Origin of the sequence: Aquimarina algiphila (genome assembly GCF_947494415.1) — a bacterium.
Classification (GTDB): domain Bacteria; phylum Bacteroidota; class Bacteroidia; order Flavobacteriales; family Flavobacteriaceae; genus Aquimarina; species Aquimarina algiphila.
In genome coordinates, this window is sequence record NZ_CANLVC010000010.1 from 339,993 (window position 1) to 360,698 (window position 20,706).

General features: G+C 30.9%; 21 protein-coding genes. 15 read left to right on the forward strand and 6 right to left on the reverse strand.

Annotated features, from left to right (window positions below; all coding sequences use genetic code 11):
• Positions 1-3 precede the first annotated feature (3 nt).
• Positions 4-1,089 (reverse strand): cobalamin biosynthesis protein CobW, encoded by a 1,086-nt coding sequence (gene cobW, locus PQF96_RS25060; protein WP_271769462.1) that lies wholly within the window; start codon positions 1,087-1,089, stop codon positions 4-6.
• An 812-nt stretch (positions 1,090-1,901) separates the two neighbouring features.
• Here cobW and PQF96_RS25065 point away from each other — a divergent pair.
• The 5 genes from PQF96_RS25065 to PQF96_RS25085 all read left to right on the forward strand — a co-directional run bounded on the left by PQF96_RS25065 (position 1,902) and on the right by PQF96_RS25085 (position 6,449).
• A complete protein-coding gene (locus tag PQF96_RS25065; RefSeq protein WP_109434030.1) occupies positions 1,902-2,147 on the forward strand; it encodes a hypothetical protein in 246 nt (81 codons plus the stop codon).
• A gap of 573 nt (positions 2,148-2,720) precedes the next feature.
• Positions 2,721-2,879: a hypothetical protein gene (locus PQF96_RS25070; RefSeq protein ID WP_271769465.1), complete on the forward strand. Its 159-nt coding sequence runs from the start codon at positions 2,721-2,723 to the stop codon at positions 2,877-2,879.
• 32 nt (positions 2,880-2,911) lie between these two features.
• A complete protein-coding gene (locus tag PQF96_RS25075; protein WP_271769467.1) occupies positions 2,912-4,891 on the forward strand; it encodes an ATP-binding protein in 1,980 nt (659 codons plus the stop codon).
• A gap of 12 nt (positions 4,892-4,903) precedes the next feature.
• A complete protein-coding gene (locus PQF96_RS25080; RefSeq protein ID WP_271769469.1) occupies positions 4,904-5,572 on the forward strand; it encodes a response regulator in 669 nt (222 codons plus the stop codon).
• Positions 5,573-5,882: 310 nt separating this feature from the next.
• Positions 5,883-6,449, forward strand: coding sequence for an RNA polymerase sigma factor (locus PQF96_RS25085; RefSeq protein ID WP_271769471.1), 567 nt, complete (start codon positions 5,883-5,885; stop codon positions 6,447-6,449).
• A 104-nt stretch (positions 6,450-6,553) separates the two neighbouring features.
• Here PQF96_RS25085 and PQF96_RS25090 read toward each other — a convergent pair whose 3' ends face one another.
• Positions 6,554-7,624 carry a DUF5700 domain-containing putative Zn-dependent protease gene (locus PQF96_RS25090; protein ID WP_271769473.1) on the reverse strand — a complete coding sequence of 357 codons (1,071 nt, stop codon included), beginning with the start codon at positions 7,622-7,624 and terminating at the stop codon, positions 6,554-6,556.
• 354 nt (positions 7,625-7,978) lie between these two features.
• On the opposite strand from PQF96_RS25090, the gene PQF96_RS25095 reads away from it, so the two are divergent.
• From PQF96_RS25095 to PQF96_RS25120, 6 genes are all read left to right on the forward strand, one after another.
• Positions 7,979-8,401, forward strand: a complete 423-nt coding sequence (locus PQF96_RS25095; RefSeq protein ID WP_109434025.1) for an ABA4-like family protein — start codon at positions 7,979-7,981, stop codon at positions 8,399-8,401.
• Positions 8,398-9,198, forward strand: a complete 801-nt coding sequence (locus tag PQF96_RS25100; protein WP_271769475.1) for a hypothetical protein — start codon at positions 8,398-8,400, stop codon at positions 9,196-9,198. Before PQF96_RS25095 ends, PQF96_RS25100 begins: the two co-directional genes overlap by 4 nt.
• A gap of 10 nt (positions 9,199-9,208) precedes the next feature.
• Complete coding sequence (locus PQF96_RS25105; protein WP_235010881.1) at positions 9,209-10,291, forward strand: sensor histidine kinase; 1,083 nt, start codon at positions 9,209-9,211, stop codon at positions 10,289-10,291.
• A complete protein-coding gene (locus PQF96_RS25110) occupies positions 10,272-11,024 on the forward strand; it encodes a LytR/AlgR family response regulator transcription factor (protein WP_143915754.1) in 753 nt (250 codons plus the stop codon). Before PQF96_RS25105 ends, PQF96_RS25110 begins: the two co-directional genes overlap by 20 nt.
• A gap of 164 nt (positions 11,025-11,188) precedes the next feature.
• Positions 11,189-11,599 carry a nuclear transport factor 2 family protein gene (locus PQF96_RS25115; protein ID WP_200825072.1) on the forward strand — a complete coding sequence of 137 codons (411 nt, stop codon included), beginning with the start codon at positions 11,189-11,191 and terminating at the stop codon, positions 11,597-11,599.
• Positions 11,600-11,628: 29 nt separating this feature from the next.
• A complete protein-coding gene (locus tag PQF96_RS25120; RefSeq protein WP_271769477.1) occupies positions 11,629-12,450 on the forward strand; it encodes an MOSC domain-containing protein in 822 nt (273 codons plus the stop codon).
• A gap of 83 nt (positions 12,451-12,533) precedes the next feature.
• Here the strand turns inward: PQF96_RS25120 and PQF96_RS25125 are convergent, their stop codons facing one another.
• Together PQF96_RS25125 and PQF96_RS25130 are read right to left on the reverse strand one after the other, a co-directional pair.
• Positions 12,534-13,289 carry a LytR/AlgR family response regulator transcription factor gene (locus PQF96_RS25125; protein WP_109434019.1) on the reverse strand — a complete coding sequence of 252 codons (756 nt, stop codon included), beginning with the start codon at positions 13,287-13,289 and terminating at the stop codon, positions 12,534-12,536.
• A complete protein-coding gene (locus PQF96_RS25130) occupies positions 13,286-14,398 on the reverse strand; it encodes a sensor histidine kinase (protein WP_271769479.1) in 1,113 nt (370 codons plus the stop codon). Before PQF96_RS25130 ends, PQF96_RS25125 begins: the two co-directional genes overlap by 4 nt.
• A gap of 99 nt (positions 14,399-14,497) precedes the next feature.
• Here PQF96_RS25130 and PQF96_RS25135 point away from each other — a divergent pair, with 99 nt between their 5' ends.
• From PQF96_RS25135 to PQF96_RS25150, 4 genes are all read left to right on the forward strand, one after another.
• Positions 14,498-14,971, forward strand: a complete 474-nt coding sequence (locus PQF96_RS25135; protein ID WP_109434017.1) for a hypothetical protein — start codon at positions 14,498-14,500, stop codon at positions 14,969-14,971.
• Positions 14,972-15,215: 244 nt separating this feature from the next.
• Positions 15,216-16,268 carry a DUF2911 domain-containing protein gene (locus PQF96_RS25140; protein ID WP_271769481.1) on the forward strand — a complete coding sequence of 351 codons (1,053 nt, stop codon included), beginning with the start codon at positions 15,216-15,218 and terminating at the stop codon, positions 16,266-16,268.
• Positions 16,269-16,281: 13 nt separating this feature from the next.
• Positions 16,282-17,190 carry a TolB family protein gene (locus PQF96_RS25145; RefSeq protein WP_271769482.1) on the forward strand — a complete coding sequence of 303 codons (909 nt, stop codon included), beginning with the start codon at positions 16,282-16,284 and terminating at the stop codon, positions 17,188-17,190.
• 6 nt (positions 17,191-17,196) lie between these two features.
• Positions 17,197-18,147 carry a DPP IV N-terminal domain-containing protein gene (locus PQF96_RS25150; protein ID WP_271769484.1) on the forward strand — a complete coding sequence of 317 codons (951 nt, stop codon included), beginning with the start codon at positions 17,197-17,199 and terminating at the stop codon, positions 18,145-18,147.
• A gap of 68 nt (positions 18,148-18,215) precedes the next feature.
• On the opposite strand, the gene PQF96_RS25155 is transcribed toward PQF96_RS25150, so the two are convergent.
• Positions 18,216-18,962, reverse strand: a complete 747-nt coding sequence (locus PQF96_RS25155; protein WP_143915768.1) for a LytR/AlgR family response regulator transcription factor — start codon at positions 18,960-18,962, stop codon at positions 18,216-18,218.
• A complete protein-coding gene (locus PQF96_RS25160) occupies positions 18,955-20,700 on the reverse strand; it encodes a tetratricopeptide repeat-containing sensor histidine kinase (protein ID WP_271769486.1) in 1,746 nt (581 codons plus the stop codon). The genes PQF96_RS25155 and PQF96_RS25160 overlap by 8 nt, the downstream gene beginning before the upstream one ends.
• Between the last annotated feature and the right edge of the window lie 6 nt (positions 20,701-20,706).

Consider the following 20,706-nt stretch of genomic DNA (forward strand, 5'->3'; position numbering starts at 1 on the left):
GGACTAGGCTTCTATAGTTGTCATTAGTTTTTGTTCTAACGCTTGCTGTAATTTTTCTTCTTCTATTTCTTCTCCTATTATTACTAATCGTGTAGCTTTTATTTCGTCATCAGCCCACTTTCTGTCAAAATAATTCTCAAATCTATCAGCTACTCCTTGAACTATCATACGCATAGGTTTTCCAGGAACATGAATAATCCCTTTGATTCGATAGATATGATGCTCAACCACTAGTGATTTTAGCGTATCAACTAATTGTTGGGGAGTATGTGGGGCTTTCACTTCAATTACTATAGAATTGATGGTTTCGTCATGATCGTGATCATGGTGATGGTCATGATCATGATCATGGTGATGATGATTTTCATGGTGAGAATGTTTACTATCCACATGATCTTCTGCCTTAGCATCGATTCCTAATAATACTTCTACAGGAATATCTCCTTTTACAGCAGAAATTAATTTTATGTTGTCCCCTACACGATTCTGAATAATATCATGTACTTGTTTATATGCTGAATCATCAATCAAATCAGATTTGGTCATTACAATAAGATCTGCACAAGAAAGTTGGTCTTCAAATAATTCTTCGATAGAAGATTCGTGATCTAAGTTTTCATCATCCAAACGTTGAGATTGTACTTTATCTCGATCACAAATTTCTCCAGTCGCTTGTCCTACACAATCTACAACTGTAATTACTGCATCTACTGTTATTTGAGGTTTTAAATCCGGCCAATTAAACGCTTTCAATAATGGTTTAGGCAATGCTAACCCCGAAGTCTCTATAATGATATGGTCAATATCTTGTTTACGCTCCATTAACTGAAGCATTGTGGGGAGAAATTCTTCTTGAACTGTACAGCAAAGACATCCATTACTCAATTCGAGTATATTTTCCTCTTCACATCCACAATCATTTCCTTTTAGGATCTCACCATCCATTCCTAATTCTCCAAATTCATTAACGATAATTGCTAATCGTCTACCATTGGCATTTTTAGCGATTTTATGTATTAACGTTGTTTTACCAGATCCTAGAAAACCAGTAATTATCGTTACTGGTATTTTTTGAGTGTTTAAAGCCATAAATTTTGTCAAAAATGATTCCTAACAAAACTATCTATTATAACTTAAATGAAAAAGGAAATTCTAATATGTTTATGATAACAATTTTGATGTGCTCGACTTCTACATATCAAGTCTCATAAAAACTAAACTTGCTTCAAACAGTTGGTTTTTTTTATTCTGTGGTATCTAAAATATAATAGGTGTTAGAAATATTTAAGATTTAATTTGGAAAATAATACTAGAATCATTAATATTTGTATAACACAATGAAACCAAATAGTATACATATCATAATAAAGTCACTGTTTAATACAGGTGATACTCGATGGATTACTGAAGTATCTATCGATGATCGGACGCTATGTAGCTATTTTAATCATTTTTTAGAATGATATAAATTAGAAAACTAATACAGAATAGCAAGCGTCCAATATATTGGACGCTTTTTTTATGGAGTATTTTTTGATGCAAAGTAAAATAAAACCTTAAGATCTATTCTAAATCATGAAGTAGAATAGTAAGTATACTATAAAAAGAATTGAAATGTCAATTATAATTAAATGAATTAAAACAAAATTGTAAAACTTTTTAAATGAATGAATAAAGATTGATTAGTACATAAAAAATAGAAATTGGAAAGTAAGTATCATATATACAGATAATTACCAAAACACCCAAAATTCGTTGTAAAACGGACAGGGATTTCTATGCTTAATTTGTAGTTTAACTATTTGATTTTCAGTAAAATAAGCTCAAAAAATAGTTGCGTATATTAAAAAATATTCGCATCTTTGTAGAACGATTAACAATAACAAAAAAAGACAAAAACAATGAAGTATAATAAATTTTATAACAAGGAGCAGGAGATCAGAAATTGCCTGTTAGCCGATGTATTCGGAAGCATCCTTGGAATGGGTTTATATACTTCGGTTGTAAATCCTCTTCCAGAAAAGATGACCCAATCTGATGGTAACAAAGAACTGGAAAAAACACTTCACTTTATAAGTAAGAATTTCCATGAAGATGAAGTAGTAATCAAAGGCAGTTACACTTCTTGTAAAGCTATAGTTTCATAAGCTTTATAAGAGTAATTATTATAAGCGATTGAGTTTGTCTCCCAAGACAAATTGAAAAATAGTAATAAAAACAACGATTTCTTTAGGAGCAATCAATAGATCATATTAGCATGCTAATTTGAAGAACGAACCAAGATAATCAACGATATACCTACTATTTAGAATCACTTAGTATTTGATTATGTACTCTAACTGTTACCGACATCAATAGTCAGTATTTTTTATAGCAATGTAGATTTTTTAGATCTATATAACGTTTTCTTGGGATAAATGATCCCTAAAAACGGAGTATATCTAAAAATCGATACCCACAGTATATGTGAGCCTAATAAAATGTTTGGTTTACACCTGGATTGTATAGAGAATACAGAAAACTGACCCACCAAAAAAATCCAATTACAGCTCACTGCTACCCAAAAAAGGGGAAAGTAGGGTATGGTGACTGTATAGGATTTCACTTTCCCAAAAACGATCAATTAATTCCCATAGGTATGGGTATACAGTAGTATATCAATCTGGGGTTGACACCTATGGGCGTACCCCAAACAATTGGAAAACAAAAAATTTAGCACAATGAAAACCTTAAAACACATATTATTATTAGCTCTACTCCTATGCGTTAACCTTACTTCATGTACACCCGATGATAGTGTTACAGAAAATGAAAAACTACATACTGAGGTGTTAAATACTACTGGAGAAGATGAAGGATTAGAGGAAGATGAAAATTAACTCATCATAATTTAATTTAGTACTTTTGAGGGATGAAACAATGGACTGTTACATCCCTCTTCTTTTTATATATAATATTAATATTCTTAAATAATTCATGCAGTCCAGATAATCAAAATAGTAGTCATATTTCTTTAGTAAAACAAAAGAAGATTGATTCTTTAAACTTTTATTTTGAGATTGCTTCTAATACTAGCCAAACTAAGGAAAAACAATTAGAAGCTTTAATTAACTTTTTAAAAGGAGCCAAGAAATTAGAAATGGACTCGTTACGATATAAAGGACTTTCTTTACAAGCAAAACTTTTTAATAAATATGAGGGGCCTCAAAAAGCGATTGACCAATCGTATTTACTGTTGGAACTTGCTCAACAAAATAAGGATAGTAGTTACATAGCTAAAGCATTGTATAGACTAGGGTTTTATAACAAAAAATTAGATAATTATTTAGAAGCTTTCGAGTACTATAATCATTCTTTTAAAATTAGTAGAAATATAAAGGATAGTATCAACGCAGGGAGATGTTTGATGGCAATGTCTAATATTCAAAGAGTATTAGGAGATCATAATGCCAGTAAAACAACAGCTACTGATGGCTTAAAATATTTAGAAAACTCTTCAGAATACAAAATAATATCCGGATTGTATCACAGTATATCAATATCTTTTAATCAACTAAAAAACCCTCAAGAAGCTTTGCTTTGGAATTCTAAAGTTCTAAACTTACTTAACGATTCAATTGCTAAAAATAGGATTGGAATTCAGAATCTACCCATTTTTAAAAATACGCGTGCAAATATTTTGGCTGGGCAAAAAAAATATGATGAAAGTATTGATATTTTACAATCATTGTTGAAGGATCAGGATGTACTTCAAAAACGAATGAGATATGCACAAATCTTAAGTAATATTGGACATATTAAATTCCTTCAAAATCCTAATAATTCTGAAAGTGAAAAGATGCTCTTAGAAGCCCTCAATATAAGGGAACAAGGAAAAAGTATATTAGGCTTATTTGCAAGCTATATACATCTCACTAAGTACTATAGAAATAAAGATATAGAAAAAGCAAAATATCATGCTCATAAAGCTTATCAAACAATAAAAGATGTTGGTGACTATGAAGCATTATTGGAAGTGTTGACTTTGATTACAGAACTGGATCCAAAGTCTTTAGAAGACCATCAACGTTTTAAAGAAGCAAGCCTTCAGCTCATGGAGCTCAGAAAAAAGACACGAGAAATCTATGCACCCACACGGTTTGAGAATGAAAACCTACTAAAGGAGAACGAACGGAAAAACAGGAAAATCTCCAGAGTTCGTAATCAAAACGCAATATATCTACTTGGGATTTTATTATTACTTACAGGTATTGGGTTCGTGGTTTACTTTTTTAGACAACAAATGCGTCATCTCAACCAGCAAAATAAAATAGCACAATTTGAAGCTAGTTATGAAACAGAGACTCGTATTTCTAAACGCTTACATGATGAGCTGGGGAATGATATTTTCCAGGTGATGTTGCAATATCAGAATGATCCACATGACCCCCAAATTAAAGATAAACTCAATAGTACTTATATAAGAGCACGAGATATATCCCGTGAAAATAATGAATTCGAAACCGGGGAGGCCTATGCTGAAGAATTGAATAACATGCTACAAAACTATGCGCAGAATGGTATTCGATTGATTGTCATTGGGTTTGATAAAATGGATTGGAATGATATGGATAAAACCATAAAACTAACTGTATACAGAGTGCTACAGGAATTAATGACGAATATGCAGAAGCATAGTCAAGCGAGTTTAGTTAAATTAATGTTTTCTAATACAAATAATACATTACAGATTAAATATTCAGATAATGGTGTAGGGATGGCAGAAGAACATGTAAAATCCAAAAATGGACTTCGGAATACAGAAAAGCGTATTGAGGCTATACGTGGAACTCTTATCTTTGATTCAGAAAAAGATAAAGGCTTCAAGGCCGTGATACAAATCCCTAATTAAAAAGTTAGCAAAATGTTTACTAAAGTATTGGTGGCAGAAGACTATGAAATTGCCAATCAAGGCATTATAAAAATACTTAATGATAAAATTGGAATTCATAATATCCAGGAGGCCAAATACTGTGATGATGCTTATCTAAAATTCAGAAAAGCCTATAATGACAAGGAAGCATTCGAATTACTAATTACAGATCTTTCTTTTAGAGAAGATCATAAAATTCAAACCAGAGCTTCGGGCATCGATTTGATAAAGGATATTAGAAGTGTACAACCAGATATCAAAGTAATTGTATATTCTCAAGAAAATAGACCAGACAAAATTAATATGTTATTCGAAAAACTCGACATCAATGGATATGTCTGTAAAGGTCAGCACGCAATAAAAGAATTAATAACATGTGTGAATGGAGTATATAAGAATAATACTGTACGACCACCAGAACTAACTAATAATACAGCAATAAATACAATGATTCATCTTGATGATTTGGATATGATGTTGCTAGAAGAATTATCACAAGGGTTTACTAAAAAAGAAATCAGAATCAAGCTTAAAAAACAAAAAATATCTCCGAATAGTGAAAGCGCTATCGACAAAAGAGTCAGTAAACTTTTTGATGATTTCAAAGCCAAAAACACTACTCATTTGGTAGCTATTGTAAAGGATTTAGGATTGTTGTAGTATATACCACCTAGGTTTAAAATACACGACAGATTATATAAATGGTTGAGAATATCAACCTATTGATACTCTGGGTCATTAGGTAAAAGAAATTCTTCCTTCTTACCAATTTTTAAAATTGATTGATAAAGTATTAAACATGATTAATAAATGTATAGGGTACGTTTTTTTTCAAAAAAATAGACCATATTACAGAAATCTGTAAGGACATATGTTATAGTCAATTTATGTTTGCATCGTAAAAGCAAGTGAATGATCAATGGTGAAGAGCTTATCTATAATCTCGAAACGGTATAAACTAACTATAACGATGAACAACGATCAAGTAATCATAGCTGGAATTATTGAAGGAGATGAAAGAATACTAACTTGTTTTTACAGGGATAATATACGATATATCCAAGGGTATATTCTTCGTAATTATGGAAACCTGGAAGATGTAGAAGATGTTTTTCAGGACGCTTTGGTTGTATTATATCAGAAGTTAAGATCAGGTCTTTTAGAAATTAGAGTACCTATAAAAACTTATTTTTATGGTATTTGCAGAAACCTCTGGAGAAATCGGTTAAAGAAAAAAGAAAAACTTATTATCGATGATGGACAAAATCGTTTTGAAGAAGGAATTAATGATCCTTTAATAGCTAATATTGAAAATCAAGAACGAGAACACCTCTATAGAAAACACTTTCAGAAGCTGAGTGCAGATAATAAGAAACTATTATATCTTTTTTTTGAAGGGAAATCAATGAGAGAAATATCGATAATCACAGGGTATTCTGAAGGGTATACTAGAAAAAAGAAATTCGAGGCAAAAAGACAATTATTAAAAATGATCGAAAAAGACCCAATGTATGAAGAGTTAAGGGCCATATGTTAATTCAGATTAAAATTATACTACCCTTAAGTTTATTTATATTTAAATAGTACTATTTTAAACAAAAAGAAAACTATAATGTAATGGTGATTTTTAATTGAATCATTTTATTTTTTGTTGCTTTCTTGACTTTTCATTGATTCCAGAATTTTTACAGTCGTTTCAGAAAATACTACAAACTCATTATCTTTATCCTTATAAGCTTCGCATAGTTGTATATAGCTAAGAATGATGTCTACAGGAGGTTTGCGTAATAAGGCTAAAAGTTCTGGTTTATCATTATATTTCTCAATTAATTTAATCATATGATATCCTACATAATACATTGGACTTTGGTACATTCCACTAAGACCAATATTGTAAAGCAAATCGATGTTTACAGTAGCATCATGTTTTGCCCGGAATAGAATTGTCTCCAGGAGAGCAAAGTTAGTTTCCATTCGTCTAAAATTTCTACTATATTCTTTTTTACTAAAATCAATATACGGTCCAGAAGATGAGATTTTTGAAAAATCGGCTACATATGTAGCAGTTCCTTCTCTTATCATTTGATCCAAAAGATAATTCACTTTATCAGAACTTTGTTCTGGAGATTCATTCATGTATTGATATTGGACTAAATGAAATAGTTCATGTGTTGATAAGTATGATAATCCATTATAATCACCTTTCATAGAAGCAAAATCAACATAAAATGAATTAGGAGCATCATCAAAAGTCCAACCACCACCAATAACACCTAAAATCATATATACAGTAACATCCAACTTTACATTTTTAGGAGAATATTCTTTTAATAGAAATACTGAATTTTTGGCAAGTTCTTTTTCTTTTTGAATCACTTCTGCAAGGAGTTTTTGTGCATGTGGAATAAGAGGTGTCAGTTTGCTAAACATAAAAGGGTCTTTGTCCAGATATTCTCCTTTTAATGCAGCTGTTAAACTTTTTTTAAAGCTAGATTCATTAATCCCTGGAAAAAAAGTAGACAACTTTCTTAAATAAGCTTTGGTACCATGCAGTGCAACCAGTTCTTTAAAATCCTTTTCATTAAGCTCATCACTATCCAATATCTCTATTAGTTTTTTCACAGAAGAATAATCATATGAAATATTAATCTCTTGCGTATATAGTTTTGGAAGAGATAAAAGAATCATCAGGATAAGGTATATCTTTTTCATTACTTTTTTTGAATTGAGTGTTATAAAGTATAGATACATATAAATGAGTAAGGTTACAGTTATAGACTGGTTTTATTTTATAAAAAGGAAAGCAGGGTGGTTTTTATTAAAGGGATTGATCCTAAAAATACATTTAACATGCTTTGGTAGATCAGTAATTTGATACCTCTTTTAGTATCAACCTGCAGGGTCATTCATTATTTGGAAGAGCACCATTTTGGATTGAAAGAGAAATGTTACGATTCAAGTGGATTTAACGACGGTTGAACTTAAACTCATTTCATTTTCTGTCAAACCATTCCATATTTGAACCATCAACTAATCAAATTATACCTTTTTTAAAAATAAATAAATATGACACCCACAGAAGTTTTTTCACTTGCAAATATGACTGCTATGCCCATGTGGATCTTGATGATCCTGTTACCTAAATGGAAAGTCACCAGATTTTTAATTGATTTTAAAGTAATTCCATTGCTGTTATCCGCAGTATATGCCATCTATATTTTTCTAGCGATACAGATAGGTGGGATGATGGATTTTGGTAGCCTTAGTTCGGTCATGGCATTATTTACAGAAGAAAATGCCGTTCTCGCCGGCTGGGTGCATTACCTCGCTTTTGATCTTGTAGTAGGTATGTGGATGCTAGATCAAAATAAAAAACTAGGTATTCATCAATTGATAATGGCTCCCTGTCTTTTTGCAACATTTATGTTTGGTCCGGTTGGGTTCCTACTTTTTATGATTATCAGAGCATTTAAACAAAAACAATCATGATTTACATTAAAAAAATATTTAGCACAGTAAAAGAAGAAAGTCCAATATTATATTGGATAGTAATTACCCTTCTAATTTCTGTTATTGGATGTATAATAGGACTTCTGGTAGATGATAGAACACTAATGGGAGTGAATGTTTGGATTAAACCACTGAAATTCTCAATTTCTGGTAGTATTTATATCTTGACGGTAGGATACCTTATGACATTATATCCTTTTTCTAAAAGGAAGAAAAATATTTTAAATAATATCAATTCATGGACCTTATTATTAGAAATAGGTATTATCATTTATCAGGCATCTCGAGGGGTACAATCTCATTATAACCAATCTTCCTTGTTTGATGGTTTGCTTTTTGCAGCGATGGGTATTTTGATTGGAATAAATGTTTTAATCATGGTATTGTTTATCTTCGAAACTATTAGGTTAAAATTAAAAACTACCGCATCGGTACAATGGGCAATATTACTAGGTTGGATAATTATAGTTATAGGCAGCTGGATAGGTGGTCAAATGATAAGTCAATTGTCTCATAATGTTGGTGTAGCAGATGGTGGAGCGGGGCTGCCATTGGTTAATTGGAGTACCGTTGGAGGGGATTTAAGGATAGCGCACTTTTTTGGATTGCATGGCATACAAATAATTCCGTTATTCGCATTATGGCTATCTAAGAAATGGAATACAAAAAGTAGAAATCAGATTATTGCTGTAACTATTTTTGGATTATTATATGCAACATGGATTGGGTTTACTTTCTATCAAGCCAAACAAGGTATGGCTTTAATTAAACTGTAATTAAATTATAATGCTAATCAACAGGGAGAAACGTATAAAATATTTAGGTTTTAATGATTTTTGGTTTGTTGTGATTGGTATTTTAGTCCTAAGTTTTATTACAGACTTTCTCTTTAATAATTCATTTGTTCATTTTCCTTTTGCAGAAGCTGTTATGAATTGGAGTACATCGCTATTCATGACCATTTGTGATTGGTTTATTATACGTGCGATAATCATTCTTTTACGAAAGAAATACCCTGATTTAAAAGATGACTTAAAGCGACTTATACTATTGTTTATTGCCATTGTTAGTACCGTAATATTGGTGGATGTATTAGGAAATAGACTGTTGTCATTTATTTTTGATAAAAATTATAATCCTATTAGCGCCTCTAAAGTATTATTACCTATTATTATAATTAGTACAATGACTATGGCAATATATGAAGCCATTTATTATAATTTAAGACTTAAAAAGTCTATTCGAGAAGAGGAAGAGGCAAAACAAATAATTGTACAAGTGCAATTAGACACACTAAGAAATCAAGCACAACCTCATTTTTTGTTCAATACACTCAATACACTTCGAGATATTATTGATCAAAATTCTAAGAAGGAAGCAAAAGAATTTGTAGATAAATTATCAGATGTATATCGTTTTATATTAGAATCTGGAAGGATTAACCTTACCTCGCTACGAGAGGAATTAAAATTTGCTCAAGCTTATATCCATATACAATTAGAAAGGTTTGGAGACAATTTAAAACTGAATTGGAATATTTCTGAAGTTTCATTAGATGAGATGATTGTGCCAATGAGTTTGCAACTTTTATTAGAAAACGCAATTAAACACAATGTAATTTCTAAAGCAAAACCATTAGTAATCAATGTAGGAGTAAAGGATAACCATTTAATAGTTGATAATAAGATGCAACCAAAATCTACTCAACTACCATCAACCAAAGTTGGGTTAAAGAATATTAAAAAACGATACGCATTAATTTCTAGTAAAACACTTGAAATCAAAAATGAAGGAAATCGATTTATAGTATCCCTTCCGTTATTAAAATTGTCTAATCAAAAAAATAACTATGCATATACTGATCGTTGAAGATGAACCAAGAGCAGCAAATCAATTACAGAACATGCTAAAAGTATGTAATTTCGATTATCAACTGTTAGATATAATTGATACGGTTGAAGACGCGGTATTATGGTTTCAAAAACATGTTACCCCGGATTTAGTATTCATGGACATTCAATTGGCTGATGGATTGAGTTTTGAAATCTTTCAGAAAATTGACGTAGAAGCACCAATTATTTTTACAACAGCTTTTGACCAATATGCTATTCAGGCTTTTAAAGTAAATAGCATAGACTATTTACTAAAACCTATTCAACAAAATGAATTAGGTATTGCGTTAAATAAATTCAATAAATCAAATAAACCAAATGCATTAGAGCCTGCTATATTAAAACAACTCTTGGGGAGTATACAATCAACCAATATACGAGAAGGGATTCTTGTTAAAGATGGAAACGGATTTGTACAAATTAGAATTTCAGATCTTTTATATGTTTATTCTCAAGAAAGCATCACTTTTGGAGTAACTTCTGGTAAAAGATATATTATTGATGAGACCATGGATCAATTATTTAACTCTTTGGATCATGATCAATTCTATAGAATTAATCGCGGACAAATTATTTCTAAAAATTCAATTCAGAAAATAGAACCATATTTTAATCACCGAGTTAAGCTTTCTGTTTTGAATCCAAGAGATCAAGGGTTTATTGTTAGCAGACAAAAGACAAGTGATTTTAAAGAATGGATGAATAAATAACCATTATTTTCATATTAAAGCAATTCTTCACTTTTAAAAATTGAGTCTCCATATTTATTTTTTAAAGAAAAGGTATTTATACTTCTAAGCTTTGTAATGTTGATACGACTAAGATGTTTTCAACAAGAAAGAATATTAGCTAAAGGTTAAAAAATAAAATAATAATGGAACAAAAACATCCACTTCCTCCATTTAATGAGGAAACTGCAAAACAGAAAGTCCAAATGGCAGAAGATGCCTGGAATAGTAAAGATCCTGTAAAAGTATCTATGGCCTACAGTAAAGATACAGAATGGCGAAACCGTATTGATTTTATCAATGGTAGAGATGAGGTACAAGCGTTTTTAGCAAATAAATGGGATCATGAGTTAGAGTATAAACTTAAAAAAGAACTTTGGGGATTTAGAGAAAATAGAATCGCTGTTCGGTTTGAATATGAATACCGCAATAACGAAGGCCAATGGTTTAGAGCATACGGAAATGAAAACTGGCAGTTTGATGAAAACGGACTGATGGAAAAACGTTATGCTAGTATTAACGACCTCCCTATTTCTGAAGAGGATAGAAAATTATAGTCATGGGCATTAAATGTATACTATAAATTATGAAAAATCCTTATGTATCCAAAATTCGTATTTATCCAATAAAATCTCTTGACCCTATTGAAGTATCTGAAGCAGAAATAGGAATACGATCTCTTAAGTATGATAGAGCCTATGCAATGGTTGCTGAAGATGGTCGCTATGTCAATGGTAAACGCACAGGTAGGGTCAATGAATTAAAAGCTACATACGATCTGCAAAAAGGAATTGTACAATTATCCCATCGAGAAGGCGGTGATATAAGTAAATTCGAACTTAGAGAAGGTAATACAGATCTGGATGTTTATCTATCCAATTTTTTTGATCTAAAAGTAATTCTAATACATCGAACTGAAGGAGAACTAATGGATATTCCTTCAGCAAGTAGTGTAACTATAGTGAGTAAAAAGTCTTTAGTTTCTATACACAAAGACCTAAATAGCTATTCACTTGAAAATATTCGACTACGTTTTAGAGCAAATATAGAAATCGAAGCTGTTGCCGAATTTTGGGAAGAAAAACTATTTAAAACTCCAGGAATTGGAATGCGTTTTAAAATAGGTGATGTCGAAATGATAGGAGTAAGCCCAAGAGCGAGATGCAATGTCCCTCCACAAGACCCTTTTACAGGAGAATCAGATCGATCGTTTGCTAGAAAAATGATGAAAAGCAGAGCCAAAAGTTTACCAGAAAATAGTGATTTGGCACACTACGGAAGTATGTATCATTTAACTGTGAATACATATTTACCAGATACAGAAAAAGGAAAGAAGATTATATTAGGAGATACCATAGAAATATTAGAACCTGTAAACCTTAGATACAATGATTCACAAACTCATTGATATGAAGATAAAAAGATGAGAATTAAATAAAAAAACACTTCATTTAGAGTATAAATAAATACCGTAACGTAAAAAGCAATTAGTTAAGACAAATATGCTGTAATAGAAGTACTGTATTTGCGAGAAGAAATATATTCTTCTCCATTTTTTAGTACAAATCTAAACTCATTGTTATTGACATATGTGCATTGTTTTATATAGATTTTATTTAATATTATGGATCTGTGAATTCTCAAAAATTGATTAGTATCCAGGTTTTTATATAAAGTGTTCATTGTAATTCTATGAAGATGAGTTTTGGCTTCGGTGATTATCTTAACATAATTTCCATCACTTTTAAAGCAGATAACATCATCAATAAAAATAGTTACATCTTTACCTCTGGTTTTAAGGGTAATTTTATGTAAGTAATTTGTTTGAGTAGATTGGTATGTGGAGAGAAGTTTCTTGATTTGATCTTCTAAAAGAGAGGACTCTTTTCTTTTTTTTAGCTGGATAATACGCTCTATTGCGATACTTAAGCGATCTTCATCAAATGGTTTTAAGAGATAGTCAACTGCATTAATTTCAAATGCTTTTAATGCAAAAGTATCATAAGCAGTGGTAAATATAACATAAGGTTTTAAATGTAATTTTGATAAAACAGTAAACCCATTCATATCAGGCATCTGGATATCTAAAAAGATCAAGTCAGGCTCCTTCAACGTAATTTTTTCTAAAGCGTCTTTTCCATTTTTGCATGTCGCAACCACCAGAAGATCTTCAAAATTTTCAAGAAGTTTTAGTAGACGTTGTCTAGCCAAGTATTCGTCATCAATTATAATGCATCTAAGTTTCATAATTGTTTGATTATAGGGACTATTATTTTTGCTATGTATACATCAGGAGTTTCAAAATGAGCATTGAAAGTATATGCATTGTCATAAAACTGTTGCAGTCTTTTATTAACATTTTTAAGGCCTAAGCCAGTTCCTTCGGGTTTTTTATAACCATTTTGTATATGTACGGTATTGGTTATTTCTAATATTAACCCTCGTTCTTGCAGTATATCACAGTATTCTAAATGTATATTGATATTAATTTCCCCTTCATCTACAGTTGGAATGACCCCATATTTGATTGCATTTTCTACCAAAGGCTGGAAAATCATACTAGGTACTTTTAATGATAAAGTCTCTTCAGAAATATTATATTTTATAGTTATCCTGTCTTGATAGCGCACCTGTTCAAGATCCAGATAATCTTTAATAAAGTTGAGTTCTTCTTTTACGGTTACCATTTGTTCTGCATCATACTCTAACATATTGCGTAATAAAAGCCCTAATTTACTTAACATTTTCTGAGCATTTTTGGTGTCAATATCGATCATTGCGGCAATAGAATGTAAGGTGTTGAATAAAAAATGAGGTTGTAATTGCATTCGTAAAGCATTAAGTTGGGCAGCTATAAGTGCTTTTTGATTTAATATGTATTTTTTTTGATAGTCCGAAGCCAAAAAAACGGCCGAAATCACAAGAAGTTCTATAAAACTTGAAAAACTACCAATCACAAGTACAACAAGGTTATTATGCCCCAAAAAAGATTTGAAATAACCACTATTAAGATAGTATATACCATCATTCAACCTCGAAATAAGTAATTGATGAAAAAAAGCAAGAAGCATTGCTCCTAATAAAAATTTAAAGATTTTAATACTAATATTTACTTTAGTATTTTGAAGAGTATTAGTTAGTTGATAGACTAAAGGTGTTAAAACCACCCAGATAAAATATGTAATCCCTGTTTTTAACGAAATTAGTACCCAGCTAAACTCATAATTGTATGCATTGATTAAATGGTTGGTATATGCTTTTAAAACAAAAAATATACTTGTCGCCAATGCTCCCCAAACTATTTTTTTTATAGATATAGGTAAATTTTTATAATATAACTTTTTAGTTAAATGCATAAATTGACATTAGCAATTTTGCCCTATCGAAGGTCATTAATTAGTATCCTTTAAAATTATCAATATATTTGTTATGAGTTCAATTTTAAATATTTCCAAATGAAATTTTACATTATTATACTCTGTCTTTTACCTTTCACAATTTTTACAAATTGTAAAAGTGATAAACAAAATTCGGATAAAATTAATGTAAATTCTACTGAAAAAGAACAGAAAGACATTAGTGAATTATCTTATCTTGAAATTTATCATCAACTTTTTTCCAATAAAAGTGGAGGATTTGATGCACATGGTGATCTATATGGTCAAGAAGCAATTTCTAATCTATCTATAAGCGAACACCCCAGTGATTGTGGTAATGTTTTATTTTTATCGAATACTGCCGATAAAATTATAACATTAGCCATAGAAGCTAGTTTTAATTTTCCTGGAAACCCCAACGCAACTATGGTTAGAGCGTATACCATAAATCCTAACGAAAAAATCTCTATTGGTAATTCTATATTATGTTATGATAATAAAGAATATGATATTAAAAGAGAGATCATTTCTGCAGGGTTTACTACTAATTAACATAATTCTATTATTAATCCACAAAATTAATTGAAGTACAATCTTCAGGAAATGTAAATGTGACGTTCTGTTGGTTTTGTGATGGATGGTTAGTTTACTTAAATTAATCTATCAGAAGCTATACAATATAATCTTTACTTCTTCTTTTTTAACGGTTGATCACAAAACTAACCGTTGATCACAATTTTATGGTATGAACATATCCTGTCCAATACATTTGTGACATATATAAAACCATACAATCATGAAAAGTGTAGCATCAAAAATAGTATTAGTATTGTTTTTTACAGTAATAACTTCAATCACATATTCACAAAATATTAGCTTACCTCGTGTGAGTCAACAATCAACAATAACTCAACGTTTGGGGCTTTCTGATGTAACGATTACTTATCATAGTCCTAGTGTAAGAGGGAGGCAAATCTTTGGAAACATAGTACCCTATGGCACAGGTTGGCGCGCAGGAGCAAACGAAAATACAACGATACATTTTACACACGATGCTATGATAGAAGGCAAGCCTATAGCAGCAGGTACTTATGGGTTATATATGATTCCTGATACAGATGAGGTTAAAGTTTTATTTTCAAAATTTTCAAAATCCTGGGGTACGAATATCCCTTTAGAAAAAGAGATTGCATTACAAGTAACTGTAAAACCAGAAACAATTCCTTTTCAAGAATGGTTAAACTATGATTTTACAGAGCGTGGAAATAAAAGTCTAACAGCTTCTTTGCAATGGGAAAAAACTAAAATACCTTTTAAAATAGAATTTGATGTTACTACCGTAGTATTGAATAATATTCGACAAGAATTAAAAGGATTGGCAGGTTTTGGTTGGCGTGGTCATATGCAGGCCGCAAATTATTGCTTGCAAAATGATGTCAATCCCGAAGAAGCAATGGCTTGGATTGACAAGTCTATAAATGCAAGTAAAGGATTTAGTAACTTACAGGTTAAAGCCGGTTTACTAATGAAAAAAGGAAAACCAGATCTTGCAGAAAAAATAATAGAAGAGGCCATTCCAATGGGGACTCCAAATCAATTGAATAATTACGGCTACCAGTTGTTAAACATGGGTAAAACTAAAAAAGCAATTGAAGTTTTTTCCTTCAATATCAAACAAAATCAGAGTCACCCTTTTATTTGGGGATTTACCGATAGTTTAGGAGAAGCGTATTTAAAAAGTGGAAATAAAAAAATGGCTTTGAAGTTTTATAAGCAAGCGAAACAAAAAGCACCTCAAAATCAATATGCATATTTAGATGGAGTTATTGCTAAAATTGAAAAAGAATAAAATTGTTATGAAAATGAGATTGCTATTCATACTTCTATTCAGTTTAACGTTATATGGTAATGCCCAATCAAAAATAATATTCTCAAGAAGCCTGGGAGGACTTAATACTGGAGAAACACCAGGGATAATGATGTATGATACAGAAACAAAGAGCACAAAATTATTATTAAAAGGAACGGTACCAAGGAGAGGAGAATATAATGCTGTAACTTCATTAGATGATTCCAAAATAATTTTTAATACCTATCGCTTTAGTGGTTGGAAACTAGGAATTGCAGATTTTAAAAATGGAAAAATTCATAATGTAAAAAAATTAACGAATCGTTCTAACTACGAATACAATGCAATGTTTTCTCCTGATGGGGTACACATTGTTTACCAGGAATATAATTGGAATACTCGTAATGCAAACTTGTTTATAGCCGATATCAACGGTAAAAATGTAAAGCAATTAACAAAGGCTTTGGGGAGTCATCGTACTCCTGATTGGAGCAAAGACAGTAAACAAATTGTGTTTGCCTCCAGAAGAGATCAATATTACAATATTTACAGTAAAGGTAGTGATGGCATGCATCTTAAAAGGTTAACTGATGATACTTCGCATCATTTTGCTTCTTCAACTTCTAGAAAAGAAGATAGAATTGCATTTTTATCAAATAGGAAAGGACAAATTCATTTATATGTGATGGACTTACAAGGTAAGAATATGATGAATTTGACTCCGAAATTAAAAACAGATGATTTTAAAACAAAAGAGTGTTGGGCTTATAAAACAAGTTGGTCGGCAGATGGTAAACAGATTGTTTTTAATATCATGTTAGAAGGTAATTTAGAACTTTTTATTATTAATAGCGATGGATCAGGTTTAGAACAGATAACTCATAATAATGATACCGATATGACACCCTATTGGATGAATTAAAATACTATGAAACAGCTTGTTTTAGGATGCTTATGTATACTATCATTTTATAATTCACAATTTGAGAATCATACGTCAGGAGACAAAATATCAGTATCATCAAAAATCCTTTTTTCTAAAAAAGACAAAAGCTATAGCGGTTGGTCAATATATATGATGAATCCTGATGGTTCAGATAAAAAAGTGTTAATCCCTTTTAAGTCTGGAATGGGAGAGTATAATGCCGAGATATCTCCAAATGGTAAAACCATCCTTTTCAATACATATCGTTATGGAGGTTGGAAACTAGCAACTCATGATATAGAAAATAATACAACAAAAAGAATTTCACCTAATTCTAATTATTACACTAATGGTGTGTATTCTCCAAATGGAGAAATGATTGCATATGAAAAAAATGTTCAAAGAAGTACTCATATTTTTATAGCTGATAAACATGGAAATAATGAAAAAATGCTTACTGGAACAATGGGGAATGAAAACAGAATACCCAGTTGGTCATCTGATGGAGAATCAATAGTATTTTATAGTGAAAAGAATAGGGTAAACGATATTTACCAAGTTACTATAAAAGATAATCAGATAACAAACCTGACTAATAATCTTTCTGGTAATGATTTTGCTCCTGCCGTATCTCCTGACGGAAAAAAAATTGCATTTTTCTCAGATAGGAATGGCTATCTGGATCTTTATGTAATGGATAGTACAGGCGCAAATCAAAAGAACATAACAGCTAACCTTCAAAATAAAAACAATACCTATAATTATTATAAAGATTCTAATCTATATTGGATAGTAAAAACATCTTGGTCACCCGATGGACAAGAACTGGTTTTTTCTAATATTACAAATGATAATTTTGATGTATTCACCATTGCAAAAAACGGATCGAATTTAAAACAAATAACAGAAACACCAGAATCCGAGTATACACCTGTTTGGGGAGCAATCCAATAACATAAGGGCTTGTTAAAATTTCGCGAAATAGAATAATCTTTGTGTTTGAGGGATTACCACTTCGTTGTTTATTTGAGTGTGCGTACCTTTTTTATAATATTTTTATACGTATCACTTAATGTAGCTTTGTGGTTTCCTGACAATAAAATAAGATTGTCACCAGGAATTATTTCTGTTATCTTTTCTATATTAACAATATAATTTCTGTGTGTTCTACAGAAATCTGAATTGTCCAGTAATTCTAAAATTTTTGTGAGTGATATTAGAATCACAAACTTCTCTTTTTCGGTAATGATGTTACAGTATTTTTCTTCTACTTCGATATATATAATATCAGAGAGAAATACTTTTTTTAAAGCTTTTCCTTTTTTTATGAATAAATATTCAGTACTTATTACGGTATCTTCTTCTTCGCTTAGAAACACATCAGTTTGTCCATAAAACTTTTCTACGGCCATTTCAATAGCATATAAAATTTCTAGTTCATTAAATGGTTTTATAAGATAGCTAAAAGGCTGTGTAAGTTTTGCTCTTTCAAAGATTTGGCGATCTGTAGAACTGGTTAAAAACACAAATGGTCTTCGTGCATCAGGTACAATATTAATAGTTTCGGCAAAAGTAATTCCATCTGGAGTACCATCTAGAAAAACATCTACAATCGCAATGTCTACTTTAGCATTGTAAAACATGGTCAGTGCCTCCTTTAAACTTCTGGCGACACCTACAATATTGTAGTTATTAGCCAAGAGTACGTTTGATAAAGCATCACTTTCTTCGGGAGTATCCTCTATAATAAGTATGTTTACATTATCCATTAGGAGGCGTTTTAGGTAAAGATACGATCATTTTTGTACCTTTTCCTAATTCACTTTTAACAGAAAATTTCCCTTTGTTTTTTTTAATCATTGATTTACATAATTGCAAACCTAAACCTGTTCCAATAATATTTTCATTTTCTTTTTTAGAAAGCAAAACAGAATCTTTAAGCAAATCTAAACGAGTGTTTTCATTCATACCTACTCCTGAGTCTTCTACTATTAATTCGCAATAGATATCATCTGTATTTCTGGAATAGATTTTAATTTCCCCATCAGGATTAGAAAATTTGATGGCATTGTCTATTAGATTTCTTAAAATAATTTTTAAAGATTCCTGATCGGCATAAACCATATCACTTTTTGATACTTTATTCTTAAAATCTATATTTTTCTCTAGCATTAAAGGTTTGTAGTTATAGGCAATTTGTTCTACGATAAAAAATAGACGTATAGATGTGATCTCAAAATATGATTGTTGCGTCTGTAATAAGGCCCAATGCAATAAATTGTCGAGTAAATTATAGGCTCCATTTACAATAGCACTGTTATTTTGTAATAAGCCATCTAATACTTCCAGGTTCTTATTTTCTAGATTGTCTACTAATTTTGTATTACTTGTTTTTAATGCATGTACAGAAGAGCGTAAATCATGACTCACAATAGAAAAGAGTTTGTCTTTTGTAGCATTTAGCTCATCTAGAGTCTCTTTTTGTTTGGTGATAATGGCATTGGTTTTTACTTTTTCCCTATAAAAATGAACCCCTGCTGCTAATACCACTAATAATACTATAGCAGAATACAAGAATCCGTTTCTCTCGGCTATTTTTATTTTATTTTCTGCTTGTAGGACCTGTACCTCTTTCTGTTTTTGTTTGACAGCAAATTGTTTTTCGAGTTCTGCTACCTCCCAAATTTTATTTTGGTCGTTTAATGAATCTCTCCATTTTTCATATTCTTTTCTATAGACAAGAGATTGAGAGAGGTTTTTACGATTTTCTTCGACCACAGCCATATTACGTGCAGTATTTTGTTTAGCCGTATAATCGGTAGTTGTTTTAGAAAGGCGATATGCTTTTTCAAAATAAGGGATTGCCTGTTGGTCCTTATATTGTTCATAATATAAACTGGCAATATTACCATAAGTCCCTATTAATCCTAAAGTGTCTTTTTGTTCTTCTTGTAATTTTAGACTTTTAATTAGGTATGGTTCTGCGGCATCAAATTCTTTAAGATGTAAATAACAAATACCTAAATTATGTTCGATGTTACTTTTTTTGATACCATAAAGTTCATAAGTACTTAGGTGTTCGATCTCTTTAAAATAGTGTGTGGCGTCTTTAAATTTGCTTTGTTCTAATGCGATTGTCCCTAAAATCATCTTTACCCGATTGTAGAAATAGAATGTTTTAGAGACCATCAATAATTCTCTTTTTGCTTCTTTTAATGTCTTTTTTTGGAAGAAGCTATGTCCTCTAAAAAGGTGACAATAATTCTTAAGTTCTTCAGTATTTGTAGTGACATTTAACTGTTTCATGGTATACACCAAAGTAGAGTCCCATTCCTTTGCTAAGTAGAAGGATTGCGCTTTGTTAAAATTTGGTTTGTCACTAAATTGAGTACTCCTTTTTTTGATTTCTTTTTCAAAAAGACTTGTATTTGTTTTTTGTTGAGAAAAAAGCAATGTAGAAATGGTAAGAAATAGAGGGAAGAATATTGCTTTAGTCCTAATGCCCATATGCTA

Excerpts from the sequence above, each read along its gene's own strand:
- cobW (WP_271769462.1), bottom strand. The coding sequence starts at position 1,089 with ATGGCTTTAAACACTCAAAAAATACCAGTAACGATAATTACTGGTTTT.
- PQF96_RS25065 (WP_109434030.1), top strand. The coding sequence starts at position 1,902 with ATGAAGTATAATAAATTTTATAACAAGGAGCAGGAGATCAGAAATTGC.
- PQF96_RS25070 (WP_271769465.1), top strand. The coding sequence starts at position 2,721 with ATGAAAACCTTAAAACACATATTATTATTAGCTCTACTCCTATGCGTT.
- PQF96_RS25075 (WP_271769467.1), top strand. The coding sequence starts at position 2,912 with ATGAAACAATGGACTGTTACATCCCTCTTCTTTTTATATATAATATTA.
- PQF96_RS25080 (WP_271769469.1), top strand. The coding sequence starts at position 4,904 with ATGTTTACTAAAGTATTGGTGGCAGAAGACTATGAAATTGCCAATCAA.
- PQF96_RS25085 (WP_271769471.1), top strand. The coding sequence starts at position 5,883 with ATGAACAACGATCAAGTAATCATAGCTGGAATTATTGAAGGAGATGAA.
- PQF96_RS25090 (WP_271769473.1), bottom strand. The coding sequence starts at position 7,624 with ATGAAAAAGATATACCTTATCCTGATGATTCTTTTATCTCTTCCAAAA.
- PQF96_RS25095 (WP_109434025.1), top strand. The coding sequence starts at position 7,979 with ATGACACCCACAGAAGTTTTTTCACTTGCAAATATGACTGCTATGCCC.
- PQF96_RS25100 (WP_271769475.1), top strand. The coding sequence starts at position 8,398 with ATGATTTACATTAAAAAAATATTTAGCACAGTAAAAGAAGAAAGTCCA.
- PQF96_RS25105 (WP_235010881.1), top strand. The coding sequence starts at position 9,209 with ATGCTAATCAACAGGGAGAAACGTATAAAATATTTAGGTTTTAATGAT.
- PQF96_RS25110 (WP_143915754.1), top strand. The coding sequence starts at position 10,272 with ATGCATATACTGATCGTTGAAGATGAACCAAGAGCAGCAAATCAATTA.
- PQF96_RS25115 (WP_200825072.1), top strand. The coding sequence starts at position 11,189 with ATGGAACAAAAACATCCACTTCCTCCATTTAATGAGGAAACTGCAAAA.
- PQF96_RS25120 (WP_271769477.1), top strand. The coding sequence starts at position 11,629 with ATGAAAAATCCTTATGTATCCAAAATTCGTATTTATCCAATAAAATCT.
- PQF96_RS25125 (WP_109434019.1), bottom strand. The coding sequence starts at position 13,289 with ATGAAACTTAGATGCATTATAATTGATGACGAATACTTGGCTAGACAA.
- PQF96_RS25130 (WP_271769479.1), bottom strand. The coding sequence starts at position 14,398 with ATGCATTTAACTAAAAAGTTATATTATAAAAATTTACCTATATCTATA.
- PQF96_RS25135 (WP_109434017.1), top strand. The coding sequence starts at position 14,498 with ATGAAATTTTACATTATTATACTCTGTCTTTTACCTTTCACAATTTTT.
- PQF96_RS25140 (WP_271769481.1), top strand. The coding sequence starts at position 15,216 with ATGAAAAGTGTAGCATCAAAAATAGTATTAGTATTGTTTTTTACAGTA.
- PQF96_RS25145 (WP_271769482.1), top strand. The coding sequence starts at position 16,282 with ATGAGATTGCTATTCATACTTCTATTCAGTTTAACGTTATATGGTAAT.
- PQF96_RS25150 (WP_271769484.1), top strand. The coding sequence starts at position 17,197 with ATGAAACAGCTTGTTTTAGGATGCTTATGTATACTATCATTTTATAAT.
- PQF96_RS25155 (WP_143915768.1), bottom strand. The coding sequence starts at position 18,962 with ATGGATAATGTAAACATACTTATTATAGAGGATACTCCCGAAGAAAGT.
- PQF96_RS25160 (WP_271769486.1), bottom strand. The coding sequence starts at position 20,700 with ATGGGCATTAGGACTAAAGCAATATTCTTCCCTCTATTTCTTACCATT.